Here is a 17,648-nt window from a genome sequence, read left to right as displayed (position 1 = left end):
CCCCGCTCGTGCACGCGGTGGAGGAGACCCCTCGGTTGTCCACGTTCCTGTCCCAGATCGCGAACGGGCTGGTGCTCGGTTCGCTGATCGCGCTGATCGCGCTCGGCTACACGATGGTCTACGGGATCATCACGCTGATCAACTTCGCGCACGGTGAGATCTTCATGGTCGGCGCCTACGGCGGCCTGGCCACCCTGACGTACATCCTGCCCACCGCGATCGCCACGACCTGGTACTTCGCGCTGCCGATCGCCCTGGTGGCCGGCGCGCTCGTCGCGATGTTGATCGCCGTGGCCATGGAGCGCTTCGCCTACCGGCCGCTGCGCAACGCGCCACGCCTCGCACCGCTGATCACCGCCCTCGGCGTGTCGGTCGCGCTGCAGGAGGCGATGCGCGTCTTCTACCCGGGGGCCACTGCGGCCCTCCCGTTCCCGAACCTGTTCATCGAGGGCGCCGTCGTCATCCCGATCGGCGACGGCGTGGTGATCCGCTACGTCGGCATCCTGCTGGTCGTCATGTCGCTGGTGCTGGCCTTCGGCCTCGAGCGGTTCGTCGAGCGGACCCGGCTCGGCCGCGCCATGCGCGCCACCTCGCAGGACCGGGACGTCGCGCGGCTGATGGGCATCGACCCCGACCGGGTCATCGTGCTGACCTTCGCCATCGGCGGCGCCCTGGCCGGCGTCGCGGGCGTGCTGTACGGCAGCTACCTGAACAACATCAACATCGACATGGGCTTCCAGAACGGCATCTTCGCCTTCACCGCGGCGGTGCTCGGCGGCATCGGCAACATCCGCGGCGCCGTGGTCGGCGGCCTGGTGATCGGGCTGGTCAAGGCCCTCGCCGGGCAGTACCTGCCGGGGGGCACGGCCTACGACTACGTCTGGATCTTCGTCGTCCTGATCGCGGTGCTGGTGTTCCGGCCGCAGGGCTTCTTCGGCGAGTCCGAGCGGGTGCGCGCATGACCGCCACCGCGACCCCCGAGACGCCGGCCACCCCCGCGCCGGCCCCGCGGCACACCGGCCGGTTCGCCCGGCTGCTCGACGCGGCCGCGCCCCGCTCCACCGTCCTCATGATCGTCGGCGGGGTGCTCACGCTCGTGGGCGGCTACCTGCCGTGGGCCACCTTCGTGCTCAACGAGGGGCCCTACCCGGAGAAGGCCACCCTCAACTTCTTCGTCGACCCGTTCGGCGTCACCGGCTTCCGGCTGCACCTGGTGATCCTGGGGCTGGCCGCGATCGTGGTGGCGGCCCTGCGGCGGATCCCGGCACGCCACCGCATCGTGCGCGGGCTCGGGATCGGCGCCACCGTCGTCGCCCTGATCAACGGCCTGTGGATCACGGTCGAGGGCGGCGGGCTCGGCGCGATCACCGCGTCCGAGGGGTCGATCGCGTTCGGCTCGATCGCCGCGCTGCTCGGCGGGCTGGTCACCGTGCTCGGCGCGAGCGCGGGCGGCCTCGAGCGCAAGCCGGTGTGGACCTGGAAGCTGCCCTGGTGGGCGGAGTGGATCCTGCTCGTCGTCCTGTTCGTGATCGTGCTGCTGCTGGTCGCGGCGGTGCTCACGAGCGGCGGCCAGGGCGGGGTCGTGAACCCGTACGCCGGCGTCGTCTTCCTGTCGCTGTTGGCGGCCCTGGGCGGCGCCTTCGCCGCCCTCAACGCGTCCGGCCTGCTCACCTGGGTCTCGGTGGTCTCCGAGCGGCACCGCACGTTCAGCGTGATCGTGCTGCTGATCGTCGCCCTGCTGCTGCCGCTGACCAGCGCCGGCACCGAGTACTGGATGACGGTGGCGTCGAACATCGGCGTCTACGCGGCCACGGCGATCGGGCTCAACATCGTGGTCGGCCTCGCCGGCCTGCTCGACCTCGGGTACGTCGCGTTCCTGGGCATCGGCGCCTTCGTGGCGGCGAACCTGTCCGGGGCGGCGGCCTCGCACATCGGCATCCACCTGCCGTTCGTGCTGGTCATGATCATCTCGTCCGTGGTGGCCGGGATGTTTGGCGCGATCGTCGGCTCGCCGACCCTGCGGGTGCGCGGCGACTACCTGGCGATCGTCACGCTGGCCTTCGGTGAGATCTTCGTGCGCAGCGCGCAGAACAACATCGGCGGGCTGACCGGGGGCGCCAACGCCATCCCGAACATCCCGGCGATGGGTGTCGGGGACTTCAAGTTCTCGGACTCGATCGTGATCGGGAGCCTGCGGCTGCCCTCGGGCGTCCTGTACTACTTCCTGATCGTGCTGCTGGTCGCGGCCGTGATGCTGGTGTTCGCGCACCTCAAGTACTCCCGGCTCGGCCGGGCGTGGATCGCGATCCGCGAGGACGAGGACGCCGCCAGCGCCATGGGCATCAGGACCGGCCCGATCAAGATCCTGGCCTTCCTCATCGGCGCGATGCTCGCCGGCCTCGCGGGCGCGTTCTTCGCGCACAAGACGGCCGTCGTCGCCTACGACTCCTTCCGGTTCCTCGAGTCGGTCACCCTGCTCGCCGCGGTCATCCTCGGCGGCATGGGCACGATCCCCGGCGCCGTGCTCGGCGCGTCGATCCTGTTCGTGCTGCCGGAGAAGCTGCGCGAGTTCTCCGACTACCGGCTCCTGCTGTTCGGCCTGGCCCTGGTGCTGATCATGCGGTTCCGGCCGCAGGGCATCGTGCCGGACCGGCACCGCAAGGCGGAGCTGACCGACCCGGACGTCGAGGACGTCGCCAAGGAGGGCCCCGGGCCCCTGCCGACGAGGGTGGAGCCGTGAGCGAGAACCCCGAGACCACCGACGGCGCCACCACCACCTCCGCGGCGGAGGTCGTGGTGGAGGCCGAGGCCCCGCCGGAGGAGGTCACCGCCGAGCTCGCCGAGGACATGCACATCGCCACCGGCACCCGGGAGCCGATCCTGGTGTCCTCCGGCGTGACCATGCAGTTCGGCGGCCTGCGCGCGCTCAACGACGTGAACCTGTCGCTGCACGAGGGCGAGATCATCGGTCTGATCGGGCCCAACGGGGCGGGGAAGACGACCTTCTTCAACTGCCTCACGGGGCTCTACACGCCGACATCGGGCCAGGTCGTGCTCCGTGGCAAGCCGATGCCGCAGGACCCGGCCCGGGTCACGGAGGCGGGCGTCGCCCGCACCTTCCAGAACATCCGGCTCTTCCCGTCCATGACCGCCACGGAGAACGTCCTGGTCGGGCGGCACGTGCGGATGAAGCAGGGGCCGATCTCGTCGCTGCTGCACGGGCCGCGGTTCCGGCGCAGCGAGGCGGAGGCGGCGGAGCGGGCGGAGAAGCTGCTCGCGTTCGTCGGGCTGACCCGGTTCTCCGAGGAGCTGGCGCGCAACCTGCCCTACGGCGACCAGCGGCGGCTCGAGATCGCCCGCGCGCTCGCCACCGACCCGTCGGTACTGCTGCTCGACGAGCCCACGGCGGGCATGAACGCGCAGGAGACCGAGGCCACCCGGCAGCTGATCTTCGCGATCCGCGACCTGGGCGTGTCGGTGGTCGTGATCGAGCACGACACCAAGTTCATCTTCACGCTGTGCGACCGGGTGCTGGTGCTGGTCCAGGGCGAGCTGCTGGTCGAGGGCTCGCCGGACGAGGTGCGCGGCGATCCCCGGGTGGTGGAGGCCTACCTGGGCGCCCCGCCCGAGGAGGTCTCGGCGCAGCTGCAGACCGGCGGTGCGGTGGACGGGGCCGGCACGGCAGAGGGGAAGTCCGAGTAATGGCGTTCCTGTCCGTCCGCGACCTGGTGGTCGCCTACGGCGCCATCCAGGCCGTCCGCGGCGTGACGTTCGACGTCGAGCAGGGCCAGATCGTCTCCCTGATCGGCTCGAACGGTGCCGGCAAGACGACCACGCTCCGCACGCTGTCCGGGCTGCTCCGGCCGGTCTCCGGGACGATCGAGTTCGACGGCACGCCGATCCAGAAGATGCCGGCGCACGAGATCCTCTCCCGGGGCGTGGCGCACAGCCCGGAGGGCCGCCGGCTGTTCGCCCGCATGTCGGTCGAGGAGAACCTGCGGCTCGGCGCCTACACCCGCAAGGACGAGGCCGGCATCGCGCAGGACATGCAGCGCGTGTACGACCTGTTCCCGGTGCTGGGGGAGCGGCGCACCAACAAGGCCGGCCTGTTCTCCGGCGGCGAGCAGCAGATGCTGGCCATCGGCCGCGCGCTGATGTCCCGGCCGAAGCTGCTCATGCTCGACGAGCCCTCCATGGGACTCTCGCCGATCATGACCCAGCGCATCTTCGACACCGTCAAGGAGCTGCGCGACGAGGGCACCACCGTGCTCCTGGTCGAGCAGAACGCGCTGGTGGCGCTCGCCCTGTCCGACAAGGCCTACGTGATCGACCTCGGCCGCACCACGCTGTCCGGCACCGGGGCCGAGCTCCTCGCCGACCCGCGGGTGCAGGAGGCGTACCTCGGCGAGAACGTCGGCACCTGAGCAGCCCGGCACGCACGGTGCCCCCGGCACGGGGGCTGCCGTTCGCGCCGCTCAGACCTTCGGCTCGGTGTCCCGGTGGAGGCAGGTGAGCTTGGCCGTGCAGGTGCGCCTGCCCTGCTCGTCGGTCAGCACGATCTCGTGGGTCGAGGTGCTGCGGCCGACGTGCAGGGGCCGGGCCACGCCCGTCACGTAGCCCTCGGTGGCCGCCCGGTGGTGGGTGCACGCGAGCTCGAGCCCGCCCCGGACCCGCGACCGGAGGGCGTGCATCGCGGCGAGCACCGAGCCCAGCGTCTCGGCCAGCACCCCGCTCGCCCCGCCGTGCAGCAGGCCGTAGGGCTGCCGGTTGCCCTCCACCGGCATCCGGCCGCGCACCTCCTCGAGCGACGCGGAGAGGATCTCGATGCCCATCCGGTCGTTCAGCTGGCCGGCGGTGGCGGGGGCGTGCAGGGAGCGGAGCTGGGAGGCGTCGATCGGCACCTGACGGACCTTAACCCGGCCACGTCGAGCGACGTGCACGACGCCGGGCGCTGGTCACCGGTCGTGGACGCGGGCGGTCGAGATCCGACTGCGTGCGTCCACGAGAGCCGATCAACGCTCGGATCCGGTCCGCCACCCAGGGCGGTCAGGCGGGCCGGTGGGTCACGAAGATCGCGGTGCCCGGGAAGAGCTCGCCCCGCAGCGGCGACCACTGCCCCCAGACGCGGTCGAAGCCGTCGGGCCACTCCGGCTCGACGAGGTCGTCGAGCACCAGGCCGGCCGCGACCACGTCACGCACCCGGTCCCCGAGCGTCCGGTGGTGCTCGACGTAGGTCGCCCGGCCCTCGCCGTCGACCTCCAGGTAGGGGGTCCGGTCGAAGTACGACTGGGTAACCGTGAGCCCGTCCGGCCCCGGGTCGTCGGAGAACATCCAGCGCATGGGGTGGTTGACCGCGAACACCCAGCGGCCGCCGGGCCGCAGCACCCGGCGCACCTCGCGCATCACCTGCACCGGCTCGGCCACGAACGGCACCGCGCCGAACGCCGAGCAGGCCAGGTCGAAGGAGCCGTCGGCGAACGGGAGGTGCTCGGCGCCCGCCTGGACCAGGGGGACGTCGATCCCGGTGCGGGCGTTGAGCTCGGCGGCGGCGCGCAGCATCCCGCGCGACAGGTCCAGCGCGACCGGCTCGGCGCCGTGGGCGCGGAGCCAGCGCGCGCACGGCGCCGACCCGCACCCGACCTCGAGCACGCGGCGCCCGGCGACCTCGCCGAGCAGCCCGGCCTCGCCCTCGCGCAGCCCCTCCGGGCACCACACGAACTCGGCCTCGCCGATGTCCGGGCCGTGCTCGGCGAGGTAGTCCGCGGCGTCGGCGTCCCACCAGGCCCGGCTGGCCCGTTCGGACTCCGCGGCACCCACCGTCCGGCGGGCGACCCCGGCCGTTCCGAGCACCTCCTCGGCGCTCATCGCCGGTCCCGGCGGGACGTCCGCGCGCTCATGATCGATTCACCCGCACACGTGCAGCTCACGCCCCGGATCGTCCCAGTTCCGCACCGGGGACCCGCATTGCCCCGCTGATCGGGTGCCGCGTAGCATTGTCCGTACCCGTGGTCAACGTGTGCGGGGCCGACTCGAGCTGGTGCACGAGGGGCTCGCGGCGCTCGGTCACCCGCGGGGAATCGACGATCGAAGGTGACTGTTACACGCATCATCCAGTCACGGCTACATCCACCGACCGGCCGCCCGTGACGCGGCCACAACCGAAGACATCCACCGGAGCACCCCACTACATGTCCACCGACACCACCGCCGCCCCGACCCACACGACCCCGCAGGTCGCCGTCAACGACATCGGGTCGGAGGAGGACTTCCTCGCCGCCATCGACCAGACGATCAAGTACTTCAACGATGGCGACATCGTCGAGGGGACCATCGTCAAGGTCGACCGTGACGAGGTCCTGCTCGACATCGGCTACAAGACCGAGGGCGTCATCCCCTCGCGGGAGCTGTCGATCAAGCACGACGTCGACCCCGCAGAGGTCGTCGAGGTCGGCGAGTTCGTCGAGGCCCTCGTCCTCCAGAAGGAGGACAAGGAGGGTCGCCTGATCCTCTCCAAGAAGCGCGCCCAGTACGAGCGCGCCTGGGGCACGATCGAGGCCCTCAAGGAGGCGGACGAGCCCGTCGAGGGCACCGTCATCGAGGTCGTCAAGGGCGGCCTGATCCTGGACATCGGGCTCCGCGGCTTCCTCCCGGCCTCGCTGGTCGAGATGCGCCGCGTCCGCGATCTGCAGCCGTACGTCGGCCGCAAGATCGAGGCCAAGATCATCGAGCTGGACAAGAACCGCAACAACGTGGTCCTGTCCCGCCGTGCCTGGCTGGAGCAGACCCAGTCCGAGGTCCGCAGCGAGTTCCTCAACCAGCTGGCCCGCGGCCAGGTGCGCAAGGGCGTCGTCTCCTCGGTGGTCAACTTCGGTGCGTTCGTCGACCTCGGCGGGGTCGACGGTCTGGTGCACGTGTCCGAGCTGTCCTGGAAGCACATCGACCACCCGTCCGAGGTCGTCGAGGTGGGCCAGGAGGTCACGGTCGAGGTCCTCGACGTCGACCTGGACCGCGAGCGCGTCTCCCTGTCGCTGAAGGCGACGCAGGAGGACCCGTGGCGCCTGTACGCCCGGACCCACGCGATCGGCCAGATCGTCCCGGGCAAGGTCACCAAGCTGGTGCCGTTCGGCGCGTTCGTCCGCGTCGAGGAGGGCATCGAGGGCCTGGTCCACATCTCCGAGCTGGCCGAGCGCCACGTGGAGGTCCCGGAGCAGGTCGTCCAGGTGGGCGACGACGCGATGGTCAAGGTCATCGACATCGACCTCGACCGGCGCCGGATCTCGCTCTCGCTCAAGCAGGCCAACGAGGGCATCACGGTCGACACCGAGTTCGACCCCACCCGCTACGGCATGGCGGCGGAGTACGACGACCAGGGGAACTACATCTACCCCGAGGGCTTCGACGTCGACACGGGCGAGTGGAAGGAAGGCTACGACGAGGCCCGGGCCACCTGGGAGAAGCAGTACGCCGAGGCCCACGAGCGCTACGAGCAGCACATGGCGCAGATCCGCAAGGCCGCCGAGGCCGAGGAGGAGGCGAGTGCCGACACCGGCGCCGCCAACTACTCGTCCGGTGGCGCTGCCCCGCAGGAGGCGCAGAGCGGCGGGTCGCTGGCCAGCGACCAGCAGCTCGCGGCCCTGCGGGAGAAGCTCTCCGGCGGTGCGTGATCCCTGGCTGAGCGCCTGACGCTCGGTCGAACGAACGGCCCCGGTCCTCGCGGACCGGGGCCGTTCGGCGTCCGGGGGTACTCCACCGGGTGTCGCGCGGATCACGATCGGGCTGCGTTCCGTGACGGCCCGGGCGCGCCACGTGTGTCGATCATGCAGGGGGATCTAAGTTTGATCCATGCGTGTCGGGGGGCGTGTGGTGGGGATGCTGGCCGTCGGGCTGGGCGTGCTGACCGCCTGTTCGACGGCGACCGGGCAGGAGGCGCTGCCCGTCCCGACCTTCAGCGAGTCGGCGGCGGCGGGGTCCGGGGCGGCTCCGACGAAGATCGCCCTGCCGGACGACTGCACCTCGCTGCTCTCGCCGGACGACCTCGGTGCGCTCTTCGCACGCCCCCTCGGTTCCACCGCACTGCGCACCATCCGCGGCGTCCCGGAGCCGTCGGTCGGCCGCACCGAGCGCGTCGGCTGCCGGTACTCGGCCAGCGGCCCGGGCGGCGGGAACACGTTGCTGGACATCAACATCGGGCGCTACGGCGACCCCGCGGCGGCCAAGCGGCAGTGGCAGCTCAACACCAACGCCGAGCGGTCCGACGGGCAGTCCCGCGACCTCTCGATCGGAGCGGCGCCGGCGGTCGCGGTCGAACGCCCGACCGAGACCGTGCTCGCCGTCGTCTACGGGGTGGACAAGTTGACCTTCGTGCTCCCGGCGTCCGCCCGGGCGCCGGGTGCGCCCGTCGACCGGCTCGTCGACCTCGCGCTGCGCGTCCTGCCGAAGGACGGCGCCACCCAGCCGGCCCCGCCGGAGACGAGCGCGCCGCCGGCGCCGGCGAGCGCGCCGTCGACCACCACGGCCCCGAGGTCCGTGCCGCCGGTGGCCGCCGCCCGGTGATCGTCCTTCGCGTACGTTGACCGCGTGCTGCAGATCGGGCTGACGGGCGGGATCGGGGCGGGCAAGTCGACGGTCTCGCGGCGGCTGGTGGAGCTGGGGGCGGTGCTGGTCGACGCCGACCTCATCGCCCGCGAGGTCGTCGCGAAGGGCTCCGAGGGGCTGGCGCGCATCGCCGAGGCGTTCGGGCCCGAGGTGGTGGGGCCGGACGGCGAGATGGACCGGCCGCGGGTCGCCTCCCTCGTGTTCGGCGACGACGCGAAGCTGGCCGTGCTCAACGGCATCACCCACCCTCTCATCGCCCGCCGGCAGGCCGAGCTGGTCGCGGCGGCCGGTCCGGAGGCCGTCGTGGTCCACGACGCGGCCCTGCTGGTCGAGATGGGCAACGCGAGCCGGTTCCCGCTGGTCGTGGTCGTGCACACGGACGCGGAGGTGCGGGTGCGCCGGCTCGTGGAGAGCCGCGGGATGAGCGAGGAGGACGCCCGGGCGCGGATCGCGAAGCAGTCGTCCGACGCCGAGCGGCTGGCCGTGGCCGACGCGGTCCTGGACAACGACGGGACCGAGGAGGACCTGCGGGCCCGCGTCGACCGGCTATGGCACGACCGGCTCGTCCCCCTCGAGGAGAACCTGCGGCGCGGGCACCCGGTTCGCGGGGGAGCCCCGGTCCTGACCGACCCCGAGCCGGGCTGGGCCGGCCGGGGTGCGCGGCTCGCCGCACGGGTCGCCCGGGCGGCGGGGGAGCGCGGCCGGGGCGCGGAGCACATCGGCTCCACCGCCGTGCCCGGGCTGCCCGCCAAGGACGTCACGGACCTGCAGCTCGCGGTCGCGTCGCTCGACGACGCCGACGCCCTCGACGAGCCCCTGCGCGCGATCGGGCTGATCCGCATCCCGGAGATCACCCAGGACAGCCCGAAGCCCGCCGACCCCGATCCGGCGCACTGGCGGAAGCGGTACTTCGCCGGCGCCGACCCGGAGCAGCGGGTGCACCTGCACGTGCGCGTGCACGGCTCGCCCGGATGGTGCTACGCCCTGCTGTTCCGGGACTGGCTGCGCGCCGACGAGCCGGCACGCGCGGAGTACCTGCAGGTCAAGCGGGCGGCCGCGGCCGAGTTCGCCGGTGACCCGGACGCGGCGCGGTACGTCGGGCGCAAGGAGTCGTGGTTCGACGCCGCCCTGCCCCGGGCCGAGCAGTGGGCCGCGTCCACCGGATGGTCCGCGCCGTACTAGGCTGATCGGGCGTATTTCGCACCGGGGTTCGCTGTAACGGGGGACCGGAGCCGCGCGATACGCGGACAGGACCGTGACGGCGGGTGACGCCCGCGGACGGAGCACGTGGCCGGACCCGACGGGCCCGGCCGGGAGGAAGCCGGGCGACGAAGGGGCGGAGGGTGAGCGCACAGGTCGACCAGGAGCCCGCTCCGGCCGAGCCGGAGGACGCCGCGGTGGGCACGTCCCCCGACGGCTCCACCGACGGCTCCGTCGTCGAGCGGGACCTCACCGCCGGTGCCGCCGCGCCGAGCGGGCTGCGCGCGGACTTCGGCGCTCACCTCGAGGCGCACTACCCGCGGCTGGTCGGCCAGCTCTTCGCCATCACCCTCGACTCCGGGGCCGCGCACGATCTCGTGCAGGACGCGTACTCGCGGGCCTGGCGCCGGTGGTCGGAGATCCGCACGGGCGACGCCGAGGCGTGGGTCCGGCGGGTCGCGGTGCGGTCGTCGGCGAGCACCTGGCGGCGCGTGGCCGCGCGCCTCGGGCTGCGCGGCGGGCCGGTGCAGGAGCAGGCGGGCCTCGACCCGCGCACGGCGGCCGTACTGCGCACCCTCGCCCGGATCCCGGTCGAGGAGCGGCGCACGGCAGTCCTGGTGCACATGGCCGGCATGGGCGTGCGCGACGTCGCCGCCCTGGAGCGCGTCTCGCCGGGGACCGTGCAGGCGCGGCTCAACCGGGTCGGGAGCCTGATCGAGGAGGGCGTCGCCGGGCTGGGGGGCGTCGCGCTGCTGGCGGACGAACCCGTCGAGCGGGCGGAGTCCGTCGGGTCGGTCGGGTCCGTCGGGTCCGTGGTCGCCGGGCCGAGGACGGCCGGGGACCGCGAGGCCGGCGAGGAGCGCCCCGCCGGCGCGGTACGGGACGACACCACGCGCACGAGCACGACCGAGGGCACGAGCACGACCGAGGGCACGAGCACGACCGAGGGCACGAGCACGAGCGAGGGCACGGACCAGGAGGAGACCCGGTGACCAACCCGGTGCAGTACGGCACCCGCCCGGAGGGCCGCGGTGCGGACGAGCTCCGCAGGCTGGACGACGAACTGGCCGCGGGCGTCTCCCTGCCCGCCGTCGACGACGTGATCCGGCGGGCCGGTGCGGCCAACCGCGCGAGCGGCGCCGCCGCGGCCGCGGTGCTGACCGTCGGCGCCCTCGGCGGGGTCACCGCGATCGGGACGGCCGCCGCCGCGCCGACACCGGTCGTCGTGGCGCCGGTGGCGCAGGTGCCCACCACGTCGCCGCCGCTCACCACCACCGTGGCCCCGCCGCCGGCCGTCGCCCCGCCCGTCGCGGCCGCGGAGCCGGACCCCACCACGTCGAAGAAGCGCGTCACCCAGCGCGCCCGCACCACGACCACGCAGCCGAAGCCGGTCGCCCCCGCGCCGCCGCCCGTCGTCGACCCGCCCCCGGTCACCCCCACGCCCACGCCGACGACCACGAGGACGCGGCCGACGACCACGAAGCCCACCCCGACCGAGGAGGGCGACCCGGACCCGACGTCCACGACCACGGCCACGGCGTCCCCGACCAGCACGACCACCACCCCGGGGACGACGACGCCGACCTCCACCTCGGCGGAGCGGCAGAGCCTGCTGGCCGCGCTGATCGCCTGAGCGCGCCCGCGCGGCCTCACCCCGCGGGCCGGACCTCCTCGCCCGGCCCCTGCCAGGTCAGGGCGATGCCCCGCTCGGCGAGCCAGGCGTCGAGGTCGTGGCCGTGGGCCGCCAGGGCGGCCACGGTCTCGTGGCAGCGGTGCAGTGCCCACTCCGCCGTCGGCGCGTCGATCAGCCCGCCCGCCACGGCCTCGACGAACTCGTCGACGTCGAGCACCTCGGTCCACCGGTCCCGCTTGACCACCAGGTCCAGGTAGAGGTCGGTGGCCCGCCACGTGGTCTCGCCCGGCTCGATGCGGGCGACGTCGAGGTAGAAGTCCTGCTCGCGTTCGTGCCCCGGGTTCCACTGCCAGTCGGTCACGACGAGCCCGAGCTCGGGCAGCAGCCACGACTCGATCCAGTACGCCGACGCCCGGCCCACCACCGGCCTGCTCATGTAGAGCCCGAACGGGGTGCGGCGGTACTCGGTCACCTCGCGCCGGACGCCCTTGGTGTCGAGGTTGACCCCGGCGGGCACGTCGAAGGTCTGGATCTTCGGCGGGTGCACGCGGCCGATCCTGCCCGACGAACGGTCCGCGCGGGGGGTTCGGCGGCAGGAAACTGTCGGGGGTCGCTCGTACCCTGGGATCGTGGCATTCGCGACAGAGGTTCCCGGCAGCGCTCGTGACAGCAGCGCACGCGAGGGCGGCGAGGCGGAGGTCCCGCTCGCGCACTCGGAGTACCGCCCCGTGGGCGAGATCGAGCGCACCGGCGGGCACTTCGAGGTCGTCAGCGACTACGAGCCCGCGGGCGACCAGCCCGCCGCCATCGATGAGCTGGAGAAGCGGCTCAAGCGCGGCGAGCAGGACGTGGTGCTCCTCGGCGCCACCGGAACGGGGAAGTCCGCCACCACCGCGTGGCTGATCGAGCGCCTGCAGCGGCCCACCCTGGTGATGGCCCCGAACAAGACGCTCGCGGCCCAGCTGGCCAACGAGCTGCGCGAGATGCTCCCGAACAACGCGGTCGAGTACTTCGTCTCGTACTACGACTACTACCAGCCCGAGGCGTACATCGCGCAGACGGACACGTACATCGAGAAGGACTCCTCGATCAACGACGACGTCGAGCGCCTGCGGCACTCCGCGACGCAGAACCTGTTGTCGCGCAGGGACGTCGTGGTCGTCGCGTCGGTCTCCTGCATCTACGGTCTCGGTACCCCCCAGTCCTACCTCGACCGCTCGGTGAAGCTCGACGTCGGCGGCGAGATCGACCGGGACGCGTTCCTGCGCCTCCTGGTCGACGTGCAGTACACGCGCAACGACGTGAGCTTCGCCCGGGGCACCTTCCGGGTGCGCGGCGACACCGTGGAGATCATCCCGGCGTACGAGGAGCTCGCGATCCGGATCGAGTTCTTCGGCGACGAGATCGAGGCGCTGTACTACCTGCACCCGCTGACCGGGGACGTGATCAGGCAGGTCGACACGGTGCGGATCTTCCCGGCCACGCACTACGTCGCGGGTCCCGAGCGGATGGAGCGCGCGGTCCGGGACATCGAGAAGGAGCTCGAGGAGCGGCTGGCCGAGCTGGAGAACCAGGGCAAGCTGCTCGAGGCCCAGCGGCTGCGCATGCGCACCCAGTACGACCTGGAGATGATCCGGCAGGTCGGGTTCTGCTCCGGCATCGAGAACTACTCGCGGCACATCGACGGCCGCGGCCCGGGCACGGCGCCGGCGACGCTGATCGACTACTTCCCGGACGACTTCCTGCTCGTCATCGACGAGTCGCACGTCACCGTGCCGCAGATCGGCGGCATGTACGAGGGCGACATGTCCCGCAAGCGGAACCTGGTGGAGTTCGGCTTCCGGCTCCCGTCCGCGGTCGACAACCGGCCGCTGACCTGGGAGGAGTTCGCCGACCGCATCGGGCAGACGGTGTACCTGTCGGCCACCCCGGGCCCCTACGAGCTCTCGCGCACCGGCGGTGAGTTCGTCGAGCAGGTCATCCGTCCGACGGGCCTGGTCGACCCCGAGATCGTCGTGAAGCCGACCAAGGGCCAGATCGACGACCTGGTGGGCGAGATCCGCGAGCGCGCCGAGCGGGACGAGCGGGTCCTGGTCACCACGCTGACCAAGAAGATGGCCGAGGACCTCACCGACTACCTGCTCGAGCTGGGCATCCGGGTGCGCTACCTGCACTCGGAGGTCGACACGCTGCGTCGGGTGGAGCTCCTGCGCCAGCTCCGGCTCGGGGAGTACGACGTGCTGGTCGGCATCAACCTGCTCCGTGAGGGCCTGGACCTGCCCGAGGTGTCGCTGGTCGCGATCCTCGACGCGGACAAGGAAGGCTTCCTCCGGTCCGGCACGTCGCTGATCCAGACCATCGGCCGCGCGGCGCGCAACGTGTCCGGCCAGGTGCACATGTACGCGGACACGATCACCGAGTCGATGCAGCACGCCATCGACGAGACCGAGCGCCGCCGGGCCAAGCAGATCGCCTACAACACGGAGAAGGGGATCGACCCGCAGCCGCTGCGGAAGAAGATCGCCGACATCCTCGACCAGGTGTACCGCGAGGCGGAGGACTCCGAGGTGCCGGTCGGCGGCTCGGGCCGCAACGCCTCCCGCGGCAAGCGGGCCGCGGGCGAGCCCGGCCGCGCGTCCGGGGGCAGCTCGGGGATCGTGGCGGGCCGCGACACGAAGGCGATGCCGCGCGCGGAGCTGGCCGACCTCATCCAGCAGATGAACGACCAGATGCTCGCGGCGGCGCGCGACCTGCAGTTCGAGCTGGCCGCCCGGCTGCGGGACGAGATCCAGGACCTGAAGAAGGAGCTGCGGGGGATGGACGCGGCCGGGATCAGCTGACCCCGGCGCGTACTGCCGTGGCCGGGCGCGTTGCTACGGTGGGCGCCGTTTTCGACGCACGAGCCGGAGGACCGCGTGACCCTCTCCAGCACCCGCCCGGGCGCCGCCGAGATGGTCCGGCGGGTCCGCCTCCGGGTCGCGTCGCGGCGCTCGCTGGTGATCAGCCTCCCGCTGCTGGCGATCTCGGTCGCGGCCCTGCTGCTGCACACGCACGGCTACCACATCGACCTCGAGGTCTACCGGCTCGGCGTGGACACCTGGCTGCACGGCGGCGACATGTACGGCCCGCTCCCGCCCACGATCTCCGGGCTGGCACTGCCGTTCATCTACCCGGTCTTCGCGGCCATGGTGCTCACCCCGTTCGCGCTGCTGCCGTGGACGGCGGCCTGGGTGCTGCTGTTCGTGCTCTCGCTGGCCTCGCTGGCGGTCACGCTGTACGTGGCGGCGCGGCGCGCGTGGCCCGCGGGCGGCCCGAGCGGCGCCGTGTCGGTCGCGTTCCTCGCGCTGCCGGCGCTGCTGTGGATCGAGCCGGTGCTGCAGACCTTCGAGTTCGGCCAGGTCAACATCATCCTGATGGCGCTGGTGGCGATCGACTGCCTGGCCCCGCGCACCCCCTGGCCCCGCGGCCTGCTCGTCGGCCTGGCCGCGGCGATCAAGCTCACGCCGGCCGCGTTCGTGCTGTTCTTCCTGCTGCGCCGGGACGTGCGGGCGGGCGTCGTCACGGTGGTCACCGCCGCTGCGGCGACCGCGCTGGGCTTCCTGGTCGACGCGCACGCCTCGGCCGCCTACTGGTTCGGCGGCCCCGCGGCCGGCGTCAGCGGCTCGGTGTTCTACACCAACGAGACCGTCCAGGCGGTCGTCGCGCGCTGGGGCGTCGACGGGCCCCTGCTGACCGGCATCTGGGTCGTCGTCTCGCTGGTCCTCCTCGTCCTGCTGGTCCCGACCGTGCGGCGGGCCGATCCGGCGATCGCGATGTCCGCCATGGCCGCCTTCATGCTGCTGGTCTCCCCGACCTCCTGGTCGCACCACTGGGTGTGGGTCGCACCGGCCGTCGTCGCGGTCGGGGCGCACGCCGTGCGCAGCCGGCGGCCCGGCTGGATCGCCGTGGAGTTCGTGCTCCTGCTGACCTTCTACCTCGCCCCGTTCCGCTGGCTGCCCGGCAACAACCAGATCGAGCTGGGGTGGAACGCCGGGCAGCAGCTCGTCGGGGCCACGTACGTGATCGTCGCGATCGCTCTGCTCGCCGTCGCCTGGCGGTACTACGCGCGCCGCCCCGCGGAGGTCCGCCCCGCGTGAACCACGACGAGATCGCGGCCTACGCGCTCGGCAAGCCCGGCGCGGTGGCCGACGAGCCGTGGGAGGGCGATCTCGTGGCGGAGGTCGGCGGCAAGATCTTCGCCCTCGACGGCACCGTCCCGGCCGCGGAGCTCCGTGAGCTGGTGGACGAGTCGTACGACGCGATCGTTGCCAGGCTGCCGAGGAGCAAACGGCCCTAGGGTCTCCCCGCGCCCGTGGTCTCGGCGATCGTGGCGTGCAGCGCGTCGACCACGGCCCGCACGGCCGGGCGCTCGGCCACGCTCTCCCGCATCACGACCTCCACCAGCCGGGCCGCGCGCACCCCGGCGAGCGGACGGCGCAGGAACCGCCGGCCGCCCCGGTCGTCGGTCGACCAGCGGGGGAGCAGGGCGACCCCGACGCCGGCCGCGACGAGCTCCTCGGTCACGGCGAAGTCGTTGATCCGCTGGACGACCCGGGGCCGGGTGCCGGTGCGGGTGGTGAGCGAACGCAGCACGTCGTCGAGCGGCCAGCCGATGTTGACGCTGATCCACGGCTCGCCGGCCAGCTGCTCGAGCCGGAGCCGGCGGTGTCGCCCGAGCGGGTGCCCCGGGGGCAGCACGACGTCGAGGGGCTCGCGGACCAGCGGCACCACGCGGTGCCGGACGCTGGCCAGCGGGTCGGCGTGCTCGTCCCGGTGCGCGACGACGAGATCGTGGTCCGCGGCGAGGACGGGCACCTCGGGCGGGGTCATGTCGAGGTCCCGGACCTGCAGGTCGATGCCGGTGCCCGCGACCCGGCGCAGCAGCCCGGCCAGCATCATCCGCGCCCCGGAGGGGAACATCGCCATCCGGACCACGCCGTGCGGTGTGGCGCGCAGCGCCGCCACCGCGGCCTCGGCGCGGGCGAGCGCGGCGAGGACGTTCTCGGCCTCGGCCACCAGCGCGTTCCCGGCCGCCGTGAGCCGCAGCCCCCGCCCCGCGGGTTCGGTCAGCGGGACGCCGACCTCGTCGGCCAGCGCCTTGAGCTGCTGCGAGATGGCCGACGGGGTGAACCGCAGCGCCTGGGCGACGGCCGTGACCGAGCCCCGGTCGGCGAGCTCGCGCAGCACCCGGAGCCGCTGCACGTCCATGAAGCCACGCTACAAGGTCCCTTCAGAACATGTCGCTGGTCTTTCGGTTCCCCGGAGCGCAGGCTCGAACCGTGACCGCACGACACCGCCTGCTCGCCGTCCTCGTCGCCGCCCTGTGGGGCGGGAACTTCCTGGCGATCCACGTCGGTCTCGACCACTTCCCGCCGCTGTTCCTGGCGGGCCTCCGGATGCTCGTCATCGCGGTGCCGGCGGTGCTGTTCGTGCCGCGCCCGCAGGTCCCGCTGCGCTGGCTGGTGGGCTACGGCCTCGGGTTCGGCACGATCCAGTTCCTCTTCCTGTTCGTGGCGATGGACGTCGGGATGCCGACCGGGCTCGCGTCGCTCGTGCTGCAGGCCTCGGCGCCGTTCACGGTGCTGCTCGGCGCGCTGTTCCTGCGCGAACGGCTCTCGGCGCGGCAGGCCGTCGGGATCGGGCTGGCGGTGCTGGGGCTGGCGGCGATCGCGGTGTCGCGGGCCCAGTCGGCGGCGCTGGTCCCCGTGCTGCTCACGCTGTGCGGAGCCCTGGGCTGGGCGTTCGGCAACCTCTGCAGCCGGCTCGCCGCCCCGCCGAAGCCGATGCACCTGACGCTGTGGATGTGCGTGATCCCGCCGATCCCGCTGTTCGCCGCGTCCGTGCTGACCGAAGGACCTGGGGCCGGCTGGTCGGCGCTCGGCGCGGCCTTCACGGTCGACGGACTGCCCGGGCTCGCCGCCGTGGTCTACCTGTCGCTGATGGCGACGGTCGTCGGGTCGGGGATCTGGACCTGGCTGATGCGGCGGTACCCGGCCGGGGTCGTCGCGCCGTACTCGCTGCTGGTGCCCGTCGTGGGGATCGCGCTCGCCGCCGCGGTGCTGGGGGAGCGGCCCGGCGCGACCGAGCTGGTCGCCGCCGTCGTCATCGTCGGCGGGGTGCTCCTGGGCACGCCGCGACCCGCCCGGACCACGCCGGACGAGGTGGTCGGCAGCGAGGGGGA

17 protein-coding genes are annotated in these 17,648 nt (G+C 72.9%); 13 read left to right on the top strand and 4 right to left on the bottom strand.

Annotation, left to right across the window (positions count from 1 at the left end):
• Window positions 1-35 precede the first annotated feature (35 nt).
• From LWC35_RS29965 to LWC35_RS29950, 4 genes are read left to right on the top strand one after another with little or no spacing between them, the layout of a single operon-like run.
• Window positions 36-962, top strand: coding sequence for a branched-chain amino acid ABC transporter permease (locus LWC35_RS29965; protein ID WP_232873641.1), 927 nt, complete (start codon window positions 36-38; stop codon window positions 960-962).
• Entirely contained in the window at window positions 959-2,740 is a 1,782-nt protein-coding gene (locus LWC35_RS29960) for a branched-chain amino acid ABC transporter permease (RefSeq protein WP_232873640.1), read from the top strand. The genes LWC35_RS29965 and LWC35_RS29960 overlap by 4 nt, the downstream gene beginning before the upstream one ends.
• Complete coding sequence (locus tag LWC35_RS29955) at window positions 2,737-3,702, top strand: ABC transporter ATP-binding protein (protein ID WP_232873639.1); 966 nt, start codon at window positions 2,737-2,739, stop codon at window positions 3,700-3,702. Before LWC35_RS29960 ends, LWC35_RS29955 begins: the two co-directional genes overlap by 4 nt.
• Window positions 3,702-4,424, top strand: a complete 723-nt coding sequence (locus LWC35_RS29950) for an ABC transporter ATP-binding protein (RefSeq protein ID WP_232873638.1) — start codon at window positions 3,702-3,704, stop codon at window positions 4,422-4,424. The genes LWC35_RS29955 and LWC35_RS29950 overlap by 1 nt, the downstream gene beginning before the upstream one ends.
• 51 nt (window positions 4,425-4,475) lie before the next feature.
• Here LWC35_RS29950 and LWC35_RS29945 read toward each other — a convergent pair whose 3' ends face one another.
• Both LWC35_RS29945 and LWC35_RS29940 read right to left on the bottom strand, forming a co-directional pair.
• Entirely contained in the window at window positions 4,476-4,901 is a 426-nt protein-coding gene (locus tag LWC35_RS29945) for a hotdog fold thioesterase (RefSeq protein WP_232873637.1), read from the bottom strand.
• A gap of 145 nt (window positions 4,902-5,046) precedes the next feature.
• Window positions 5,047-5,865: a class I SAM-dependent methyltransferase gene (locus tag LWC35_RS29940; protein ID WP_232873636.1), complete on the bottom strand. Its 819-nt coding sequence runs from the start codon at window positions 5,863-5,865 to the stop codon at window positions 5,047-5,049.
• 323 nt (window positions 5,866-6,188) lie between these two features.
• On the opposite strand from LWC35_RS29940, the gene rpsA reads away from it, so the two are divergent.
• From rpsA to LWC35_RS29915, 5 genes are all read left to right on the top strand, one after another.
• Window positions 6,189-7,664, top strand: a complete 1,476-nt coding sequence (rpsA, locus tag LWC35_RS29935) for a 30S ribosomal protein S1 (protein ID WP_232873635.1) — start codon at window positions 6,189-6,191, stop codon at window positions 7,662-7,664.
• A 178-nt stretch (window positions 7,665-7,842) separates the two neighbouring features.
• Window positions 7,843-8,553 carry a hypothetical protein gene (locus LWC35_RS29930; protein ID WP_232873634.1) on the top strand — a complete coding sequence of 237 codons (711 nt, stop codon included), beginning with the start codon at window positions 7,843-7,845 and terminating at the stop codon, window positions 8,551-8,553.
• A 24-nt stretch (window positions 8,554-8,577) separates the two neighbouring features.
• Entirely contained in the window at window positions 8,578-9,777 is a 1,200-nt protein-coding gene (gene coaE / locus LWC35_RS29925; protein WP_232873633.1) for a dephospho-CoA kinase, read from the top strand.
• A 161-nt stretch (window positions 9,778-9,938) separates the two neighbouring features.
• Complete coding sequence (locus LWC35_RS29920) at window positions 9,939-10,787, top strand: RNA polymerase sigma factor (protein ID WP_232873632.1); 849 nt, start codon at window positions 9,939-9,941, stop codon at window positions 10,785-10,787.
• Window positions 10,784-11,428, top strand: a complete 645-nt coding sequence (locus LWC35_RS29915) for a hypothetical protein (RefSeq protein ID WP_232873631.1) — start codon at window positions 10,784-10,786, stop codon at window positions 11,426-11,428. Before LWC35_RS29920 ends, LWC35_RS29915 begins: the two co-directional genes overlap by 4 nt.
• Before the next feature lie 16 nt (window positions 11,429-11,444).
• On the opposite strand, the gene LWC35_RS29910 is transcribed toward LWC35_RS29915, so the two are convergent.
• Entirely contained in the window at window positions 11,445-11,975 is a 531-nt protein-coding gene (locus LWC35_RS29910; protein ID WP_372463128.1) for a ribonuclease FAU-1 family protein, read from the bottom strand.
• A gap of 82 nt (window positions 11,976-12,057) precedes the next feature.
• On the opposite strand from LWC35_RS29910, the gene uvrB reads away from it, so the two are divergent.
• The 3 genes from uvrB (at window position 12,058) to LWC35_RS29895 (ending at window position 15,764) form a co-directional block, all read left to right on the top strand.
• Window positions 12,058-14,268, top strand: coding sequence for an excinuclease ABC subunit UvrB (gene uvrB / locus LWC35_RS29905; protein ID WP_372463127.1), 2,211 nt, complete (start codon window positions 12,058-12,060; stop codon window positions 14,266-14,268).
• Window positions 14,269-14,343: 75 nt separating this feature from the next.
• Window positions 14,344-15,564 (top strand): glycosyltransferase 87 family protein, encoded by a 1,221-nt coding sequence (locus tag LWC35_RS29900; RefSeq protein WP_232873629.1) that lies wholly within the window; start codon window positions 14,344-14,346, stop codon window positions 15,562-15,564.
• On the top strand, window positions 15,561-15,764 hold the full coding sequence (locus LWC35_RS29895; protein WP_232873628.1) for an MmcQ/YjbR family DNA-binding protein: 204 nt from the start codon (window positions 15,561-15,563) through the stop codon (window positions 15,762-15,764). The genes LWC35_RS29900 and LWC35_RS29895 overlap by 4 nt, the downstream gene beginning before the upstream one ends.
• On the opposite strand, the gene LWC35_RS29890 is transcribed toward LWC35_RS29895, so the two are convergent.
• A complete protein-coding gene (locus LWC35_RS29890) occupies window positions 15,761-16,675 on the bottom strand; it encodes a LysR family transcriptional regulator (protein ID WP_232873627.1) in 915 nt (304 codons plus the stop codon). The two genes, LWC35_RS29895 and LWC35_RS29890, sit on opposite strands and share 4 nt — an antisense overlap.
• Before the next feature lie 71 nt (window positions 16,676-16,746).
• Between LWC35_RS29890 and LWC35_RS29885 the strand changes: the two genes are divergently transcribed.
• The coding region (locus tag LWC35_RS29885; protein ID WP_232873626.1) for an EamA family transporter at window positions 16,747-17,648 on the top strand (902 nt) is incomplete at its 3' end.

The sequence above is a fragment of the Pseudonocardia kujensis genome (assembly GCF_021283305.1).
Classification (GTDB): domain Bacteria; phylum Actinomycetota; class Actinomycetes; order Mycobacteriales; family Pseudonocardiaceae; genus Pseudonocardia; species Pseudonocardia kujensis.
This window is presented reverse-complemented; position numbering and strand designations above follow the sequence as displayed.

Coding starts and splice junctions, on each gene's coding strand:
- LWC35_RS29940 (WP_232873636.1), bottom strand. CDS start 5,865: ATGAGCGCCGAGGAGGTGCTCGGAACGGCCGGGGTCGCCCGCCGGACG.
- LWC35_RS29950 (WP_232873638.1), top strand. CDS start 3,702: ATGGCGTTCCTGTCCGTCCGCGACCTGGTGGTCGCCTACGGCGCCATC.
- LWC35_RS29890 (WP_232873627.1), bottom strand. CDS start 16,675: ATGGACGTGCAGCGGCTCCGGGTGCTGCGCGAGCTCGCCGACCGGGGC.
- rpsA (WP_232873635.1), top strand. CDS start 6,189: ATGTCCACCGACACCACCGCCGCCCCGACCCACACGACCCCGCAGGTC.
- LWC35_RS29960 (WP_232873640.1), top strand. CDS start 959: ATGACCGCCACCGCGACCCCCGAGACGCCGGCCACCCCCGCGCCGGCC.
- LWC35_RS29930 (WP_232873634.1), top strand. CDS start 7,843: ATGCGTGTCGGGGGGCGTGTGGTGGGGATGCTGGCCGTCGGGCTGGGC.